This window comes from Citrobacter sp. wls717 (assembly GCF_005280955.1).
Classification (GTDB): Bacteria; Pseudomonadota; Gammaproteobacteria; order Enterobacterales; family Enterobacteriaceae; genus Citrobacter; species Citrobacter werkmanii.
In genome coordinates this window covers 275,933-292,266 of the sequence record NZ_SZWW01000007.1, presented here as the reverse complement: position 1 = coordinate 292,266, position 16,334 = coordinate 275,933, and the positions used below count along the sequence as shown (strand labels likewise).

The window sequence follows — 16,334 nt, the reverse complement described above, 5'->3', positions numbered from 1 at the left end:
AAAGCCAGACGCGAAGTCTGGCTTGCTGGAAGGGATCTCTCATTCGGGGGAATAAGGTAGATGCGGATTGTCCAGCCAATGCGTCAAAAAGTGTGATACTGCCTGATTACGGCAATGCCCAATCACCGATAAATGAGGCAGTTCAGCAATCAGTTGCGGCATCGCGTTACCCATAATCAGGCCGCGCCCTACGCTACTTAACATTTCGCGATCGTTCATGGCATCGCCAAACGCCATACACTCGGCCATTGAATAACCTAAGTGGTTGCTTAATACCGCCAGCGCAGAACCTTTATTACATCCCAGCGGCAGCACCTCGAGGCAATCAACCGCGGAGAAACAGAGATTCGCCTGTTCACCCAGCGCCTCATTGAGTTGAATGCGCAGACGAATCAGCGTGTCATGATCGCCGCAGAAACAGATCTTCGTTACCTGGTGGGCGGGAATACGTTTCACATCCACGATCTGGTAACGAAATCCGCTATACACATGCGCCTGAAGCAGCGCTGGAATTTCTTGTCCGGTGAACCAACCGTTGTCATTAAAGACATGCATGCTGGCCGTGGTGTCCCACTTCTGGTGCAATACACTATCCGCAACATTCGGATCCAGATCCTGGCGGTGCAGCACATCACCCTCCAGCGAGTGAATGCGCGTACCGTTACCCGTGATTAAAAAGGCATCCAGCGAAATAGAACCCAGAATGTGGCGCATCTCCAGCACATGGCGACCGGTGGCAAATGTCAGAGTGATATCACGTTCACGCAGGCGCGCCAGCGTTGAAAGCGTTTCATCACCTAAATGGTGATTCGGCATCAAAAGAGTGCCATCCATATCAAATGCAGCCAGACGAGCCATTTCTTTCTCCACACTGTGAGGCGGTTAACTTGTGATTCAGTATCACCTGAGATATACGGAAGTAATAGTGAATAGATAAAATGAATTGTTCCGGGTTTATATGCGACTATTGAACCGACTAAATCAATACCAACGCCTGTGGCAACCCTCGAACGGGGAGCCGCAGTCGGTGACCATTGGCGAACTGGCTGAACGCTGTTTTTGCAGCGAACGTCACGTGCGAACCTTGTTAAAACAAGCGCAGGATGCAGGCTGGCTGGAGTGGCACGCCCAATCGGGGCGGGGTAAACGCGGACAGCTACGCTTTTTAGTTACGCCGGACTCGCTACGCAATACCATGATGGAGCAGGCGCTGCAAAAGGGGGAACAGCTTAGCGTGCTGGAGCTGGCCCAACTGGCGCCGGGTGAATTAAGAACCCTGCTACAACCGTTTATGGGCGGCCAGTGGCAAAACGACACGCCAACCCTGCGTATCCCCTATTACCGCCAGCTCGACCCTTTGCACCCCGGATTTCTCCCTGGTCGCGCAGAGCAACATCTCGCCGGGCAGGTATTCTCTGGCCTGACACGGTTTGACACGCATACACAGCGCCCCTGCGGTGATTTAGCTCACCACTGGAATATCTCCGCCGACGGCCTGCGTTGGGATTTCTATATTCGCTCCACGCTGTACTGGCATAACGGCGATGCCGTCAGCAGCACGCAGCTACATCAGCAGTTGCTGAAGCTGTTAGAACTACCCGCGCTGAATAAGCTGTTTATCAGCGTCAAACGTATTGAGGTGACCCATCCCCAGTGTCTGACCTTTATTCTGCATCGTCCCGACTTCTGGCTGGCGCATCGTCTGGCAAGCTACAGCAGCCATTTGGCGCATCCGGAACATCCGTTTGTAGGTACAGGTCCATTCCGGTTGACGTTGTTTACCCCTGAGCTGGTGCGTATCGAGAGTCACGATCACTACCACCTGAGTCATCCACTCCTGAAAGCGATCGAATACTGGATAACTCCGCAACTCTTCTCCCAGGACTTGGGCACCAGCTGTCGCCATCCGGTGCAAATAGCGATTGGTAAACCCGAAGAGCTGCCCATGCTAAGCCAGGTGAGCAGCGGGATAAGCCTCGGTTTTTGCTATCTCACGCTCAGAAAAAGTGCGCGCCTGAATACCTTGCAAGCCCGCCGGCTGGTCAATATTATCCATCGCTCTTCCCTGCTACAAACGCTGGAGGTAGATGAAAACCTGATAACCCCGAGCAATGCGCTGCTGCCTGGATGGACGATCCCGCAATGGGATGAGTTGAACGAGGTAGCGCTACCGGAAAAACTGACGCTGGCGTATCACCTGCCGGTTGAACTACATGCCATGGCTGAACAGCTTCGCCAGGCGCTGGCGCTACTCGGCTGTGAATTAACGCTTATATTTCATAATGCTAAAAACTGGGACGGTAATCATCCTTTAGCGCAGGCCGACCTGATGATGGGAGACAGACTGATTGGCGAAGCGCCTGAATATACCCTCGAACAGTGGTTGCGTTGCGATCAACTGTGGTCACATGTACTCAATGCGCCTGAATACACGCACTTGCAAACCACGCTGGATGCCCTGCAAGTCCAGGCCAATGAAGACGATCGTTATGCGGCGTTACAGCAAGTGTTCGCCACGCTGATGCATGATGCCACGCTGACTCCGCTGTTCAATTATCACTATCGTATTAGCGCGCCACCGGGCGTGAACGGTGTTCGCCTGAATCCTCGCGGCTGGTTTGAGTTCACCGAAGCCTGGTTACCGCCCCCTTCAACATGAAGAAGCTGGTCGACACCACGTCCAGGCGCTACCATATGGGTTTCGTTATTTGTCAGGAAAAGCCATGAAACGTGCCGTTGTTGTATTCAGTGGAGGTCAGGACTCCACGACCTGTCTGGCGCAAGCGCTACATCAGTATGATGAAGTGCACTGCGTGACCTTTGATTATGGTCAGCGCCATCGCGCTGAGATTGATGTCGCACGTGATCTGGCCTTAAAACTCGGCGCGCGTGCGCACAAAGTGCTTGATGTCACGCTGCTTAGCGAACTGGCTGTCAGTAGCCTGACCCGTGATAACATTCCGGTGCCTGATTACGAACCGGATGCGAACGGCATTCCCAATACCTTTGTGCCCGGACGCAATATTTTGTTTTTAACGCTGGCGGCGATTTACGCATATCAGGTACAGGCAGAGGCGGTCATTACCGGCGTTTGTGAAACCGACTTCTCTGGATATCCTGACTGTCGCGATGAGTTCGTCAAGGCTCTGAACCATGCCGTGAGCCTGGGGATGGCAAAAGATATCCGCTTTGAAACTCCGCTGATGTGGATCGATAAAGCCGAAACCTGGGCGCTGGCCGATTACTGGGGCAAGCTGGACCTGGTACGCGAAGAAACGCTGACCTGCTATAACGGTATCAAAGGTGACGGTTGTGGTCACTGCGCGGCCTGTAATCTGCGCGCCAACGGTCTTAACCATTATCTGGCGGATAAACCGGCAGTGATGACGGCGATGAAGCAGAAAACCGGGTTAAAGTAATGGGTTGAGCGATGCCGGATGGCGCTTTGCTTATCCGGCCTACAAGCACTCACAGCCACTACTTCACCATCAGTTCCAGTTTCTCGCGCAACTCTCCTTCCAGCGGTAGCGCTTTTTGCGTTTTCAAATCAATACAGACGAAGGTAATCAACGCATCTGCTACCACCTGTCCTTCCGGCTCCAGGGTGATAGTCTGGTTCAACACACCGCTTTTGCCATTTAACTGCTGTACCTGACTGGTAACAATCAGCAGGTCGCTCAGCACCGCCGGACGGCGATAGTTGATATTAATATTCACAACCACAAAAGCGATGTTGTGAGCGGTCATCCACTGAAAGCTCTCGCTGTTTTCCAGTCCATCCCAGCGTGCTTCTTCCAGAAACTCAAGATAACGGGCATTGTTGACGTGCTGATAGACATCAAGATGATAACCACGGACTTTGATTTGTGTTTGCATAGCGCAGAAACCTTACGTTTTTTTATATGTACATATTCAGGGTGAAGAGGCCATAACTGGTATGACCTCTATAGTCTGGCAAAATTTCAGCGCTCTGCAAGTTATTAAAGTGTTAAAACTGCCTGGTTACGCTCTACCAAAGAACTTCCCATCCCCGCCACCTGCTTTAAATCATCGACCGTTTTAAATGGCCCGTACTCTTCTCGATAGTTGACAATGGCCTGAGCCTTTTTCAGTCCGACCCCATTCATCACTCGCGCTAAATCCTCCGCAGAAGCGCTGTTGATGCTTACCCTGGTGCCTTCATCATCGCTTGCTTTAGCGGGTTGCGTAGCCTTGCTTTGCGCCACTGTGGAAGCATCCGCTTTGGTTTGAGTCGCCTGGTTTTTGGTAACGGGCTCTGCAGCCAATGCGCTTTGGGCCATAGCGCCGCAGGTCAATGAAAGGGTGATAAGCAGGGCTTTGATTCCATGTTTCATACTGTTTTCTCCGTGTTTGTTAACAGTGGAATCACGATAGCGAGGTGCGGAACAGCAGACAAACGGCAAATAACAGAAATGGAAAAGGCCGCGAAAGCGGCCTTTGGTTAATACAACTTTTTGCAATTTTTTGCGAGCAGCCTCGGTTATTGCTGTTGCTCCAGCGCGTCACCGATTTTAATTTTTGCGGCTTTACGCAGGTTGCTCATCAGCGCTTCGAACACAATCTGCGCGTTGTTCTGGGTGATCCCCTGAACCATCGCTTTCTTCTGCGCTTCAGGCATCGAACCCGCTTTCACTTCGTCCAGCGCCAGCAGAACAACGTTCCCCTGCATATCGTTCGCCACGCCGTAGCTCGGTTTGTCTTTCGCTGGCAGGCTCAGACCAAAGGCTGCCTGGCTCAGAGGATCCTGACCAGTGCGGCTCAGCGTTTTCGCCTCACCAAAGCTCAGACCCGCGGCTTTCATCGCTTCATCGCCTTTACCGGCTTTCAGGTCCGCCAGCAGTTTATCAGCATCCAGCTTAGCCTGTTGCTCTGCTTTATTGTGCTTAACAAGCGCAGTAACCTGCTCTTTCACTTCAGCCAGTGGCTTAACGGCTTCGGCTTTGTGCTCTGCAATACGCAGCACAAACGCGCGATCGCCATCCACGGTAATGATGTCAGAGTTACTGCCAGGCGTACCGTTCTCGCCAACCAGACCCCCATTAAAAATGACGTCAGCGACGGGTTTGAAATTCAGCTCTTCCGGCAGACTGTCACGGCTAAACCAGCCCGTTTCAACCGCTTTCATACCGGCAGCTTGCTCCGCACCCGCCAGGGATTCGTTATCGTTGCTGGCTGCATCGCTCACTTTCTGCTGCAGCGCATAGTACGCATCCAGCGCTTTTTCCTGCTTCACTTTCGCCGCAATATCGTCACGGGCTTCGCTCAGCGGTTTAACCTGCGCAGGCTGTACGTCATCAAGACGCGCAACGAGGAAACCAACGGAAGATTTAATCACACCGGACAGTTGGCCTTTGTCTTTCAGGCCGGCATTTTTCAGCTCATCCGGAGTGGTGGAATCTTCCAGCCATCCCATATCGCCACCTTTACGGGCAGAGATGATGTCGGCTGATTTTTCTTTCGCCAGCGCAGCGAAATCTGCGCCTTTGCTCAACTCATCCAGTACCGCTTTAGCTTCATCTTCCGTTTTCGTCTGAATAATGCTGTAGCGGTTACGCTGCGGCTGAGTGAACTGGTCCTGATGCTGGTCATAGTAAGACTGAATATCAGCATCGCTGGCCGTCTCCTGCAGTGCAGCAGCGTCCAGCTTGATGTAGCTCACGCGGAACTGTTCCGGCGTCATGAAGTTGTTTTTATTCTGCTCGTAGTAGCTGGCAACTTCCTGCTCGGTAACGGATTGCTTCGCGGCAAGCGCGTTAACGTCAATCGTCGCCTCACGCACGATACGCTGCTGTGCGACCAGCGCCGCCAGCTCATCGGTTTCGCCTTTCAGCATGAAGTCCGTACCGGCAACGCCGTTGATCAACTGCTGGGTAGTAAGCTGATTACGTAATGCCTCAGCGTACTGATCGGCGGTCATTCCCATTTGATTAACAATCGCATTGTAGCGGTTGTTATCAAATTTGCCGTCCACCTGGAAAGCAGGCGTGGCGAAAATAGCCTGTTTAACCTGATCGTCGCTGATATTGAGCTTCAGCTCGCGGGAGTATTGATCCAGCAGCGCTTCGTCTACAAGACGATTCAGCACCTGCTGACGCAGCGTTTTCATATAGCCTTCATTCGCCGCCAGCTCAGAGTATTGATCGCCCAACTGTTGCTGCATGCGGTTACGTTCGCTATTGAACGCATTCTCGAATTGCCCGCGGCTGATCTCCTGGCCATTCACTTTGGCGGCGTAATTGTTGCCCCCGCCAATCAGGTAACCACTCACGCCGGTCAAAATGAACGACACGATAATGATACCGAAAATAATCTTGAGCACGAGACTGTTAGCAGCCGTGCGTAAGCTGTCCATCATGGTGTAACCACACTCCGCTGTAGATGACTATACGCGTTATCCTTCAAGCCGCCTGCACGTTGTTACAACAACGGCGGCAAGGATTTTGAGTATATATGCTTCACGCAGCATAGCGTTTCCTGAACGCTGCGCACAAAGGCCTATTGTGACAAGAAACGGGGGCAATTGTCAGCCCACAACACGTAGAAAGTACCGGAATCAGAAATAAAAAAGGCACATCAGTTGATGCGCCCTTGTACTTCGTCACATCCCCAAAGGGGAAATCACTTAGTTTACCGCGTCTTTCAGTGCCTTACCTGCACGGAAGCCCGGTACTTTAGCCGCGGCGATGGTGATCTCTTTACCTGTTTGCGGGTTGCGACCAGTACGGGCAGCACGCTCTTTAACGGCAAAAGTACCAAAACCTACCAGCGCTACGTCATCGCCTTCCTTCAGGGATTCGGTAACAGAAGCAATAATTGCATCTAACGCACGTCCAGCCGCAGCTTTAGAGATATCAGCCCCTGCAGCAATTTTGTCGATCAGTTGAGATTTATTCACTCTTCTCTTCCTCTTTTATAATTTATATCGCACCTGAATCCTTCAAAGTGCGACCGCGCAGCAGTTATATCAGGCCTGCCATGCCCTTACAACACCCGTTAATGATGGCAAGCCTAATCCGTCATCTAAATTAGCTATACAAAAAAAGGCTGGCAAGTCCGAAATGGCCTGCCAGCCCTGTTTTTATTAGTGCTCTTTGCGCGAGGTCACTATTTTGCGGTCACAACCTGCATTCCAGAGGGTTCATTTTGCAGCGCAAGCGTCAAAACTTCCTCGATGCGTTTCACCGGATGGATGTCCAGATCGGCAATCACGTTGTCCGGAATCTCTTCCAGGTCACGTTTGTTTTCATCTGGAATTAAGACCGTCTTAATGCCGCCACGGTGCGCCGCCAGCAGTTTTTCTTTCAAACCACCGATTGGCAGCACCTGACCACGCAGAGTGATCTCGCCGGTCATCGCCACATCGGCGCGTACCGGGTTACCGGTCAGACAAGAAACCAGCGCGGTACACATGGCAATACCGGCACTTGGACCATCTTTCGGCGTCGCCCCTTCCGGTACGTGAACGTGGATGTCGCGTTTTTCGTAAAAGTCCGGATTAATACCCAGTTTTTCCGCGCGCGCGCGCACCACGGTCAGTGCAGCCTGAATAGACTCCTGCATTACCTCACCCAAAGAACCGGTGTAGGTCAGCTTGCCTTTACCCGGAACGCAGGCGGTTTCGATGGTCAGCAGATCGCCGCCCACTTCCGTCCACGCCAGACCGGTCACCTGACCGACGCGGTTTTCGTTGTCCGCGCGACCATAGTCAAAGCGCTGTACGCCCAGGTAGTCGTGCAGGTTGTCGCCATTGATCACAATATGTTTCAGCGATTTGTCGAGCAGCAACTGCTTCACGGCTTTGCGGCACAGTTTAGAGATTTCACGCTCCAGACTACGCACGCCCGCTTCACGGGTGTAGTAACGAATAATGCCCACAATGGCGCTATCGTCGACCGTAAGCTCGCCTTTTTTCAGCGCGTTACGCTCAATCTGTTTCGGCAACAGGTGACGTTTAGCAATGTTCAGCTTCTCGTCTTCGGTGTAGCCGGACAGACGGATCACTTCCATACGATCCAGCAACGGCGCCGGAATATTCATGGAGTTCGAAGTCGCAACGAACATCACGTCGCTGAGATCGTAGTCCACTTCCAGGTAGTGATCGCTGAACGCCACGTTCTGCTCTGGATCCAGCACCTCAAGCAGCGCGGAAGCCGGATCGCCACGCATGTCGGAAGACATTTTATCGATCTCATCGAGCAGGAACAGCGGGTTTTTAACGCCCACTTTGGCCATTTTCTGGATCAGTTTACCCGGCATCGAACCGATATAGGTCCGGCGGTGACCGCGAATTTCAGCCTCATCACGTACGCCGCCCAGTGCCATACGGATGTATTTACGCCCGGTCGCTTTCGCGATGGACTGGCCCAGAGAAGTTTTACCTACCCCCGGCGGCCCAACCAGACACAGGATCGGCCCCTTGATTTTGTTCACACGGCTTTGAACCGCGAGATACTCAAGGATACGGTCTTTGACGCGTTCCAGACCGTAATGGTCGGTATCGAGGATTTCCTGCGCCTGACGCAGGTCTTTTTTGACCTTGCTACGCGCATTCCACGGTACCTGTACCATCCAGTCGATGTAGCCACGGACCACGGTCGCTTCCGCCGACATCGGAGACATCATTTTCAGCTTCTGCAGCTCTGCTTCGGCTTTCTCTTTTGCCTCTTTCGGCATTTTCGCCGCGTCGATTTTGCGTTTCAGCGCTTCGTTTTCGTCCGGCGCATCATCCATCTCGCCGAGTTCTTTCTGAATAGCTTTCATCTGCTCGTTCAGATAGTACTCGCGCTGGGATTTTTCCATCTGCTTCTTCACGCGGTTGCGAATGCGTTTCTCAACCTGCAGCAGATCAATTTCAGATTCCATCATCGCCATCAGATATTCCAGACGTTCGTTAACGTCGGACATCTCCAGCACGGACTGCTTATCTGCCAGCTTCAGCGGCATGTGCGCAGCGATGGTGTCCGCCAGACGCGCGGGATCGTCAATGCTGTTCAGCGACGTCAGCACTTCTGGTGGAATTTTCTTGTTCAGCTTGATATAGCCTTCGAACTGGCTGATAGCGGTACGCACCAGCACTTCCTGTTCGCGCTCATCAATGGCAGGCGAGTCAAGGTACTCCGCTTTTGCAGAGAAATGCTCGCCGTTGTCAGACAGCGCAGAAATACGCGCGCGCTGTAACCCCTCGACCAGCACTTTTACGGTGCCGTCAGGCAATTTCAGCATCTGCAAAATAGAGGCCACGGTCCCGACGGTGAAAAGATCGTTTACACCCGGCTCATCCGTTGACGCTTCTTTCTGTGCGACCAGCATGATTTTTTTATCATGGTCCATAGCCGCTTCCAGACAACGGATAGATTTTTCCCGCCCTACAAATAAGGGTATGACCATGTGCGGATAAACCACCACATCGCGCAACGGCAATACGGGGATTTCAATGCGTTCAGAACGCTCAGGATTCATAGAGCTCTCTCTTAGTTTAGTGTCCGCCAGGTAATCAGGTGGTACGACTGTGCTTCACACCACCTTTAACATGTATGTCAGTATATGGGGATGTTTCCCACACATTCAACGCCATGTTTACGGAAAAATAAAAGGGGAGATAAAATCCCCCCTTTTAAATTAAATGTCTGTATGAATTGATGAATTATTCGCCAGATGCCTGCTGTGCTTCCGGCTTACCGTAAATCAGCAATGGCTTGCTCTGACCGCCAATCACCGACTCATCAATCACCACTTTTTCGACGTCTTCCATCGAAGGCAGATCGTACATGGTGTCAAGCAGCGCGGCTTCGACGATAGAACGCAGACCACGGGCACCGGTTTTGCGCGCCATCGCTTTCTTGGCGATCGCATCCAGCGCTTCCTCACGGAACTCCAGATCGACACCTTCAAGGTTGAACAGCGCCTGGTACTGCTTGGTCAGGGCGTTTTTCGGTTCTTTCAGGATCTGGATCAGCGCTTCTTCACTCAGTTCGCTCAGCGTTGCCACCACCGGCAGACGACCAATGAACTCAGGGATCAGACCAAATTTGATCAGATCTTCCGGTTCCACCTGCGACAACAGTTCACCTTCGCTGGCTTTATCAGACTGCGCTTTTACCGTTGCGCCAAAACCAATGCCGGAGCCGGTTTCAACACGGTTAGCGATCACTTTGTCCAGACCAGCGAACGCGCCACCGCAGATAAACAGGATCTTGGAGGTATCAACCTGCAGGAACTCCTGCTGCGGATGTTTACGTCCCCCCTGCGGCGGAACAGCGGCAACCGTACCTTCGATCAGTTTCAACAGCGCTTGCTGTACGCCTTCGCCAGAAACGTCACGGGTAATGGACGGGTTGTCAGACTTACGAGAAATCTTGTCGATTTCATCGATATAGACGATCCCGCGCTGCGCTTTCTGTACGTCGTAGTCGCACTTCTGCAGCAGTTTCTGAATAATATTTTCAACATCTTCACCCACATAACCGGCTTCGGTCAGCGTGGTGGCGTCAGCCATAGTAAACGGAACGTCCAGCAGGCGCGCCAGCGTTTCAGCCAGCAGCGTTTTACCGGACCCCGTCGGGCCAATCAGCAGGATGTTACTTTTGCCCAACTCGACGCCATTGCTGGTGTCGCCGTTGCGCAGACGTTTGTAATGGTTGTATACCGCGACCGCCAACACTTTCTTCGCCTGTTCCTGACCGATAACGTAATCGTCCAGGTGATTGCGAATTTCATGTGGCGTCGGCAGCGCACTGCGTTCACGGTGCGGTGCTACTTCCTTAATCTCTTCGCGAATGATGTCGTTACACAAATCGACACATTCGTCGCAGATATACACGGATGGACCGGCAATCAGCTTCCGCACTTCATGCTGGCTTTTGCCGCAAAAAGAGCAGTACAACAATTTGCCCGAGCCATCTTTGCGTTTATCTGTCATGGGTCAAAACCTCTTCTTTGTTCTTTGTGCCGCACACGACGACGCAAATGCCATTCTCAGGCGCAAGACGCTAGTCAGCGTTGTGCCGCTCCAGGTAATTATAGCGGCACACCTGCGCACTGGGCATTAATTACGATGGGTCAAAATCGAGTCGACCAGACCGTATTCTACCGCTTCAGAAGCGGAGAGGAAGCGATCGCGCTCGGTATCACGTTCAATCTGCTCAAGAGATTGACCCGTATGATGCGCCATAAGTTCGTTCATGCGCCCTTTTACCTTCAGGATTTCGCGGGCATGAATTTCAATATCCGTTGCCTGGCCCTGGTAACCGCCCAGAGGCTGGTGGATCATGACGCGAGAGTTAGGCAGGCAAAAACGTTTACCTTTCGCCCCGGCAGTCAGCAGGAACGCGCCCATTGAGGCCGCCTGGCCCATACAAATGGTGCTGACGTCCGGCTTAATAAACTGCATGGTGTCATAGATAGACATCCCGGCAGTAATTACCCCACCAGGGGAGTTGATGTACAGGTAGATATCTTTTTCCGGGTTTTCTGCTTCCAGGAACAGCATCTGCGCCACAATCAGGTTAGCCATATGGTCTTCGACCTGGCCAGTCATAAAAATGACGCGTTCCTTAAGTAGACGAGAATAGATATCAAAAGAGCGCTCACCACGTGAGGTCTGTTCAATGACCATCGGCACCAGCGCCATATGGGGTGCAAAGTTATCTCGTTCGCCGCTGTATGACATTTCCGTCTCCTGGATAAAATTTGAAAAAACCTGCTGTGCTGATTGTAACCTTATGGACGGATTATCAGCTAGTCCCTCAGTAATGGGTACGACATCGCCATAATTCAAGCATAACAATCTTTTGTTGTAACGCTAACACTGAAACGCTGTTTTCGCACTCTTCCCATGCAAAATGCGTGACAAAAAAAAACCCGCCACCAAAAGGTGACGGGCTTGCGTACGAAATTCGTGCTACAAAAGCGACGAATTACGCCTGCTGGTTCATCAGCTCGTTGAAGGAAGTGGCTTTTTCAGTCACTTTCGCTTTCGCCAGAACGGCTTCAACAGCTTGTTCTTCCAGAGCGACGTTACGCATGTTGTCCATCAGCTCTTTGTTTTTGCTGTAGAACTCAACAACTTCTTTCGGATCTTCGTAAGCAGAAGCCATCTCTTCGATCAGGCCTTTAACGCGATCTTCGTCAGCTTTCAGCTCGTTGGTGCGAATAACTTCGCCCAGCAGCAGGCCTACAACTACGCGACGCTTAGCCTGTTCTTCGAACAGTTCACGCGGCAGTTCCAGAGCTTGTTTCTCGTTACCGCCAAAACGCTGCGCAGCCTGACGACGCAGAACGTCGATTTCGCTGTCGATCAGAGCAGCCGGTACGTCGATGTCGTTAGCTTTTACCAGACCTTCGATCGCCTGAGACTTAACACGGTTACGCACAGCGCCTTTCAGCTCGCGTTCCATGTTTTTACGTACTTCAGCACGCAGACCGGCTACGGAACCGTCTTCAACGCCGAAACGTTTGATGAATTCTTCAGTCAGTTCCGGCAGTTCGCGTTCTTCAACTTTCTTCAGGTTGATAACGAACTTAGCGGCTTTACCTTTCAGGTTTTCAGCGTGGTACTCTTCCGGGAAGGTCACGTCGATAGTGAACTCTTCGCCAGCTTTGTGGCCTTTAACGCCTTCTTCAAAGCCTGGGATCATACGACCCTGGCCCATCGCCAGTACGAAGTCAGACGCTTTGCCGCCTTCGAACTCTTCGCCGTCTACAGAACCGGTGAAGTCGATGGTTACACGGTCTTCTGCATCAGCAGCGCCGTCTTTATCTTTCCAGGTAGCCTGCTGCTTACGCAGAGTGTCCAGCATTACATCAACGTCAGCGTCGGTGACTTCAACAACCGGTTTTTCAACTTCGATTGCTTCCAGGCCAGTCAGCTCAACTTCCGGGTACACTTCGAACTCTACCGCGTAAGTAAAATCTTCACCCAGCTTGTATTCACCCGGAACGTAGTTCGGTGCGCCAGCCGGATTGATTTTTTCTTTGATGATCGCGTCAACGAAGTTGCGGCTCATCAGGTCGCCCAGCACGTCCTGACGCACGGAAGCGCCATAACGCTGAGCAACAACATTCATCGGTACTTTTCCTTTGCGGAAACCGTCAATACGCACTTTCTTCGCTACGTTGACCAGCTCGCTTTTCACAGCGGTCTCGATGCTGTCAGCAGCGATAGTAATCGTTACACGGCGGCCAAGGCCTTGAGTGGTTTCAACTGAAACTTGCATCTTGTTACCTCAAAAAATCACAGTGCTCGGTCAACTCTTCTCCGCAAGCACAGGTTGTTGGCTTCGCGGAACTGGGATGTTCTCATAAGCAATCACATTCCCTGTCGTCAGAATCATCCCGAAGACATTCCGAAAAATAAGACGCGCATTATAGCGGCATCACTTTTATGAGTCGAGAACGGTTATCGCGCGTTGCTGCGGCTTTTTTCACAATTCCCGGCTAATTTTTGTCTGAATACTGTACGACTCCCCCAGAATTCAGACAAAACAAAACGGCCCGCAGGCCGTTTTCACATATTCTGTAGCAACATACTGGAAAAACATCGGTTGTTGCAAATCCGTTTTTCTACGCGATGCTCCCGGCTCCACGACAAGGGGGCGACGCAAAGATCGTGTCCTGCAACGCTTCCCACTCCTTAATGGTATAGGTATGCAGGGCTAACGCATGTACGGTTGTGGAGAGTTCCGCCGTTAACGTGCCGTAAATCATCCGATGACGATTAAGAAAACGTTCACCTGTAAAACGATCGCTAACCAGCACAACCTTAAAGTGGCTTTCAGAACCTGCCGGGACATTGTGACGATAGCTTTCATCCACAACTTCGAGGAATACGGGTTGGAACGCTGCCCTTAATTTTTCTTCTATTTGCTCACGAATCATCATGAAATTTTTCCTCCGACAACGCTGAGATGTCACCCATCCCTTTAAATACTAGCCGCTTTTACCGTTTTCATTACACCTTAGCAACAAAAAATTAGCGCTTGTCTGATTTTCTCAGCCAAACGAATGAAGTTCACTCATTTCATTCTTTGGTTTATTGCAAAAAGTCCATTTCTGGTCTCCACAAAGTCATAAAAAGGACAACACAATGAATTTACATGCGTTACCCACTTCCCCTCATCGTTGGCGATGTTATGATGGCGGGAATTTTCTCTAACCACACAATTTAGATTCGCTGAGAGCCCTGGCATGTTTAAAAAAATCCTCTTCCCGTTAGTTGCGATGTTTATGTTGGCAGGATGCGCAACGCCGCCTACCACCATTGAAGTCTCACCTAAAATTACCCTGCCGCAGCAGGATCCGAGCCTGATGGGCGTGACCGTGAGTATCAACGGCGCCGACCAGCGTCAGGATCAGGCGCTGGCAAAAGTCACCCGCGACAACCAGCTGGTTACCCTGACCGCTTCCCGCGATCTGCGTTTCCTGCTGCAAGAAGTGCTGGAAAAACAGATGACCGCGCGTGGTTATATGATTGGTCCGAACGGCGCAGTAAACCTGCAAATCATTGTTAGCCAGCTGTATGCTGACGTGTCTCAGGGTAGCGTGCGTTACAACATCGCCACCAAAGCAGACATCGCTATTATTGCGACCGCGGCGAACGGTAACAAGATGACCAAAAACTACCGCGCAAGCTACTCTGTTGAAGGCGCGCTGCAGGCCTCCAACAAAAATATTGCTGATGCCGTTAACAGCGTCCTGACCGACACCATCGCTGATATGTCTCAGGACACCAGCGTTCACGATTTCATCAAGCAGAACGCTCGTTAATTTCTGCCCTTATGGCCCGGCGTTCGTCGGGCCTATAGAAGCCCATGTCCAGTCATTACTTACGTATTTTTCAGCAACCACGTTCAGCTATCCTGCTCATTCTGGGGTTCGCCTCCGGATTACCGCTCGCACTGACATCCGGTACGCTCCAGGCGTGGATGACGGTCGAAAATATCGATCTTAAAACCATCGGTTTCTTTTCTCTGGTCGGCCAGGCCTACGTATTTAAGTTCCTCTGGTCTCCATTGATGGACCGCTATACGCCGCCGTTTTTGGGCCGACGTCGCGGTTGGCTACTGGCGACCCAGCTACTGCTATTGATTTCTATCGCCGCGATGGGCTTTCTGGAGCCGGGTACGCAGCTACGCTGGATGGCCGCGCTGGCGGTGGTGATCGCGTTTTGTTCGGCATCGCAGGATATCGTCTTTGACGCCTGGAAAACCGACGTATTGCCCACCGAAGAGCGTGGCGCAGGTGCGGCAATCAGCGTACTGGGTTACCGTTTAGGGATGCTGGTTTCCGGCGGACTGGCCCTGTGGATGGCCGACCGCTGGCTCGGCTGGCAGGGAATGTATTGGCTGATGGCGGCGCTGCTGATCCCTTGCATCATCGCCACCCTGTTAGCGCCAGAACCAACAGATGCTATTCCGGTGCCTAAATCGCTGGAACAGGCGGTTGCGGCTCCGCTGCGAGACTTTTTTGGCCGCAACAATGCCTGGCTGATTCTGCTCCTCATCGTGCTGTATAAACTCGGTGACGCCTTCGCCATGAGTCTGACCACCACCTTTTTAATCCGCGGTGTCGGATTTGATGCGGGTGAAGTCGGCGTGGTGAATAAGACATTGGGGCTACTGGCCACCATTGTTGGCGCACTGTACGGCGGGATCCTGATGCAGCGCCTCTCGCTGTTCCGCGCATTGTTGATTTTCGGTATTCTGCAAGGAGCATCAAACGCAGGTTACTGGCTGCTGTCCATCACTGACAAACACATGTTCAGTATGGCCGCCGCCGTCTTCTTTGAAAACCTGTGTGGCGGGATGGGCACCGCGGCGTTTGTCGCCTTATTAATGACGCTGTGCAATAAGTCCTTCTCAGCGACCCAGTTCGCCCTGCTCTCCGCGCTTTCAGCGGTTGGCCGCGTGTACGTAGGTCCGGTAGCGGGTTGGTTTGTCGAAGCGCACGGGTGGCCCACGTTTTATCTGTTCTCCGTGTTTGCCGCGCTGCCTGGACTCCTCCTGCTGCTGGTTTGTCGCCAGACGCTGGAACATAGCTGGCAAAATGAGAGCTTTATTCCGCGCACGGAATTTCGGGGCGCGTACGGTCTGGCATTAATGACGCTGGTCGCGGGGTGCTGTTTGCTGGCAGTTTGGCTATTGTTGCTGACCCTTAACGCACTGGACTACACCAACTTCTCCTTCCTGCCGGAACTGCTTGAAATCTCGGTGGTGGTCGCTGTCTGCGGAGTGGTATTCGGCGGATTGCTGGATTATCTTGCGTTGCGTAAAACCCGTCTGGCGTGATTTTTCACATTAATTAAGCCGTTGTAATCA

At 52.1% G+C, this 16,334-nt stretch carries 14 protein-coding genes; 4 read left to right on the top strand and 10 right to left on the bottom strand.

The window, feature by feature from the left end; translation table 11 throughout:
- Positions 1 to 39 precede the first annotated feature (39 nt).
- Positions 40 to 858 (bottom strand): HMP-PP phosphatase, encoded by an 819-nt coding sequence (gene cof, locus FDX09_RS06100; protein ID WP_069323962.1) that lies wholly within the window; start codon positions 856 to 858, stop codon positions 40 to 42.
- 100 nt (positions 859 to 958) lie between these two features.
- Between cof and FDX09_RS06095 the strand changes: the two genes are divergently transcribed.
- Both FDX09_RS06095 and queC read left to right on the top strand, forming a co-directional pair.
- On the top strand, positions 959 to 2,659 hold the full coding sequence (locus FDX09_RS06095) for an SgrR family transcriptional regulator (protein WP_085047633.1): 1,701 nt from the start codon (positions 959 to 961) through the stop codon (positions 2,657 to 2,659).
- A 64-nt stretch (positions 2,660 to 2,723) separates the two neighbouring features.
- A complete protein-coding gene (gene queC, locus FDX09_RS06090; protein WP_038638285.1) occupies positions 2,724 to 3,419 on the top strand; it encodes a 7-cyano-7-deazaguanine synthase QueC in 696 nt (231 codons plus the stop codon).
- A gap of 58 nt (positions 3,420 to 3,477) precedes the next feature.
- On the opposite strand, the gene FDX09_RS06085 is transcribed toward queC, so the two are convergent.
- The 9 genes from FDX09_RS06085 to bolA all read right to left on the bottom strand — a co-directional run bounded on the left by FDX09_RS06085 (position 3,478) and on the right by bolA (position 13,899).
- Complete coding sequence (locus FDX09_RS06085) at positions 3,478 to 3,876, bottom strand: YbgC/FadM family acyl-CoA thioesterase (RefSeq protein ID WP_137346925.1); 399 nt, start codon at positions 3,874 to 3,876, stop codon at positions 3,478 to 3,480.
- Positions 3,877 to 3,980: 104 nt separating this feature from the next.
- The gene (locus FDX09_RS06080) at positions 3,981 to 4,355 is read right to left on the bottom strand and encodes a helix-hairpin-helix domain-containing protein (RefSeq protein WP_137346924.1); all 375 of its coding nucleotides are present in this window, start codon (positions 4,353 to 4,355) and stop codon (positions 3,981 to 3,983) included.
- A gap of 146 nt (positions 4,356 to 4,501) precedes the next feature.
- Positions 4,502 to 6,376: a peptidylprolyl isomerase gene (gene ppiD / locus FDX09_RS06075; protein WP_085047635.1), complete on the bottom strand. Its 1,875-nt coding sequence runs from the start codon at positions 6,374 to 6,376 to the stop codon at positions 4,502 to 4,504.
- 267 nt (positions 6,377 to 6,643) lie between these two features.
- Positions 6,644 to 6,916, bottom strand: a complete 273-nt coding sequence (hupB, locus tag FDX09_RS06070) for a nucleoid-associated protein HU-beta (protein ID WP_003021629.1) — start codon at positions 6,914 to 6,916, stop codon at positions 6,644 to 6,646.
- Between the two features lie 209 nt (positions 6,917 to 7,125).
- Positions 7,126 to 9,480 (bottom strand): endopeptidase La, encoded by a 2,355-nt coding sequence (gene lon, locus FDX09_RS06065; protein WP_038638272.1) that lies wholly within the window; start codon positions 9,478 to 9,480, stop codon positions 7,126 to 7,128.
- A 184-nt stretch (positions 9,481 to 9,664) separates the two neighbouring features.
- Positions 9,665 to 10,939, bottom strand: coding sequence for an ATP-dependent protease ATP-binding subunit ClpX (gene clpX / locus FDX09_RS06060; protein WP_003831013.1), 1,275 nt, complete (start codon positions 10,937 to 10,939; stop codon positions 9,665 to 9,667).
- Positions 10,940 to 11,065: 126 nt separating this feature from the next.
- Positions 11,066 to 11,689 carry an ATP-dependent Clp endopeptidase proteolytic subunit ClpP gene (gene clpP, locus FDX09_RS06055; protein ID WP_032939995.1) on the bottom strand — a complete coding sequence of 208 codons (624 nt, stop codon included), beginning with the start codon at positions 11,687 to 11,689 and terminating at the stop codon, positions 11,066 to 11,068.
- Positions 11,690 to 11,936: 247 nt separating this feature from the next.
- Positions 11,937 to 13,235 (bottom strand): trigger factor, encoded by a 1,299-nt coding sequence (tig, locus tag FDX09_RS06050; RefSeq protein WP_003021622.1) that lies wholly within the window; start codon positions 13,233 to 13,235, stop codon positions 11,937 to 11,939.
- Between the two features lie 346 nt (positions 13,236 to 13,581).
- The gene (gene bolA, locus FDX09_RS06040; protein ID WP_038638264.1) at positions 13,582 to 13,899 is read right to left on the bottom strand and encodes a transcriptional regulator BolA; all 318 of its coding nucleotides are present in this window, start codon (positions 13,897 to 13,899) and stop codon (positions 13,582 to 13,584) included.
- 306 nt (positions 13,900 to 14,205) lie between these two features.
- Between bolA and FDX09_RS06035 the strand changes: the two genes are divergently transcribed.
- Together FDX09_RS06035 and ampG are read left to right on the top strand one after the other, a co-directional pair.
- Positions 14,206 to 14,784 (top strand): lipoprotein, encoded by a 579-nt coding sequence (locus tag FDX09_RS06035; protein WP_003021617.1) that lies wholly within the window; start codon positions 14,206 to 14,208, stop codon positions 14,782 to 14,784.
- Positions 14,785 to 14,828: 44 nt separating this feature from the next.
- The gene (gene ampG / locus FDX09_RS06030; protein WP_069323958.1) at positions 14,829 to 16,304 is read left to right on the top strand and encodes a muropeptide MFS transporter AmpG; all 1,476 of its coding nucleotides are present in this window, start codon (positions 14,829 to 14,831) and stop codon (positions 16,302 to 16,304) included.
- The last annotated feature ends 30 nt before the right edge of the window (positions 16,305 to 16,334 follow it).

Coding starts and splice junctions, on each gene's coding strand:
- cof (WP_069323962.1), bottom strand. CDS start 858: ATGGCTCGTCTGGCTGCATTTGATATGGATGGCACTCTTTTGATGCCG.
- FDX09_RS06095 (WP_085047633.1), top strand. CDS start 959: ATGCGACTATTGAACCGACTAAATCAATACCAACGCCTGTGGCAACCC.
- queC (WP_038638285.1), top strand. CDS start 2,724: ATGAAACGTGCCGTTGTTGTATTCAGTGGAGGTCAGGACTCCACGACC.
- FDX09_RS06085 (WP_137346925.1), bottom strand. CDS start 3,876: ATGCAAACACAAATCAAAGTCCGTGGTTATCATCTTGATGTCTATCAG.
- FDX09_RS06080 (WP_137346924.1), bottom strand. CDS start 4,355: ATGAAACATGGAATCAAAGCCCTGCTTATCACCCTTTCATTGACCTGC.
- ppiD (WP_085047635.1), bottom strand. CDS start 6,376: ATGATGGACAGCTTACGCACGGCTGCTAACAGTCTCGTGCTCAAGATT.
- lon (WP_038638272.1), bottom strand. CDS start 9,480: ATGAATCCTGAGCGTTCTGAACGCATTGAAATCCCCGTATTGCCGTTG.
- clpX (WP_003831013.1), bottom strand. CDS start 10,939: ATGACAGATAAACGCAAAGATGGCTCGGGCAAATTGTTGTACTGCTCT.
- clpP (WP_032939995.1), bottom strand. CDS start 11,689: ATGTCATACAGCGGCGAACGAGATAACTTTGCACCCCATATGGCGCTG.
- tig (WP_003021622.1), bottom strand. CDS start 13,235: ATGCAAGTTTCAGTTGAAACCACTCAAGGCCTTGGCCGCCGTGTAACG.
- bolA (WP_038638264.1), bottom strand. CDS start 13,899: ATGATGATTCGTGAGCAAATAGAAGAAAAATTAAGGGCAGCGTTCCAA.
- FDX09_RS06035 (WP_003021617.1), top strand. CDS start 14,206: ATGTTTAAAAAAATCCTCTTCCCGTTAGTTGCGATGTTTATGTTGGCA.
- ampG (WP_069323958.1), top strand. CDS start 14,829: ATGTCCAGTCATTACTTACGTATTTTTCAGCAACCACGTTCAGCTATC.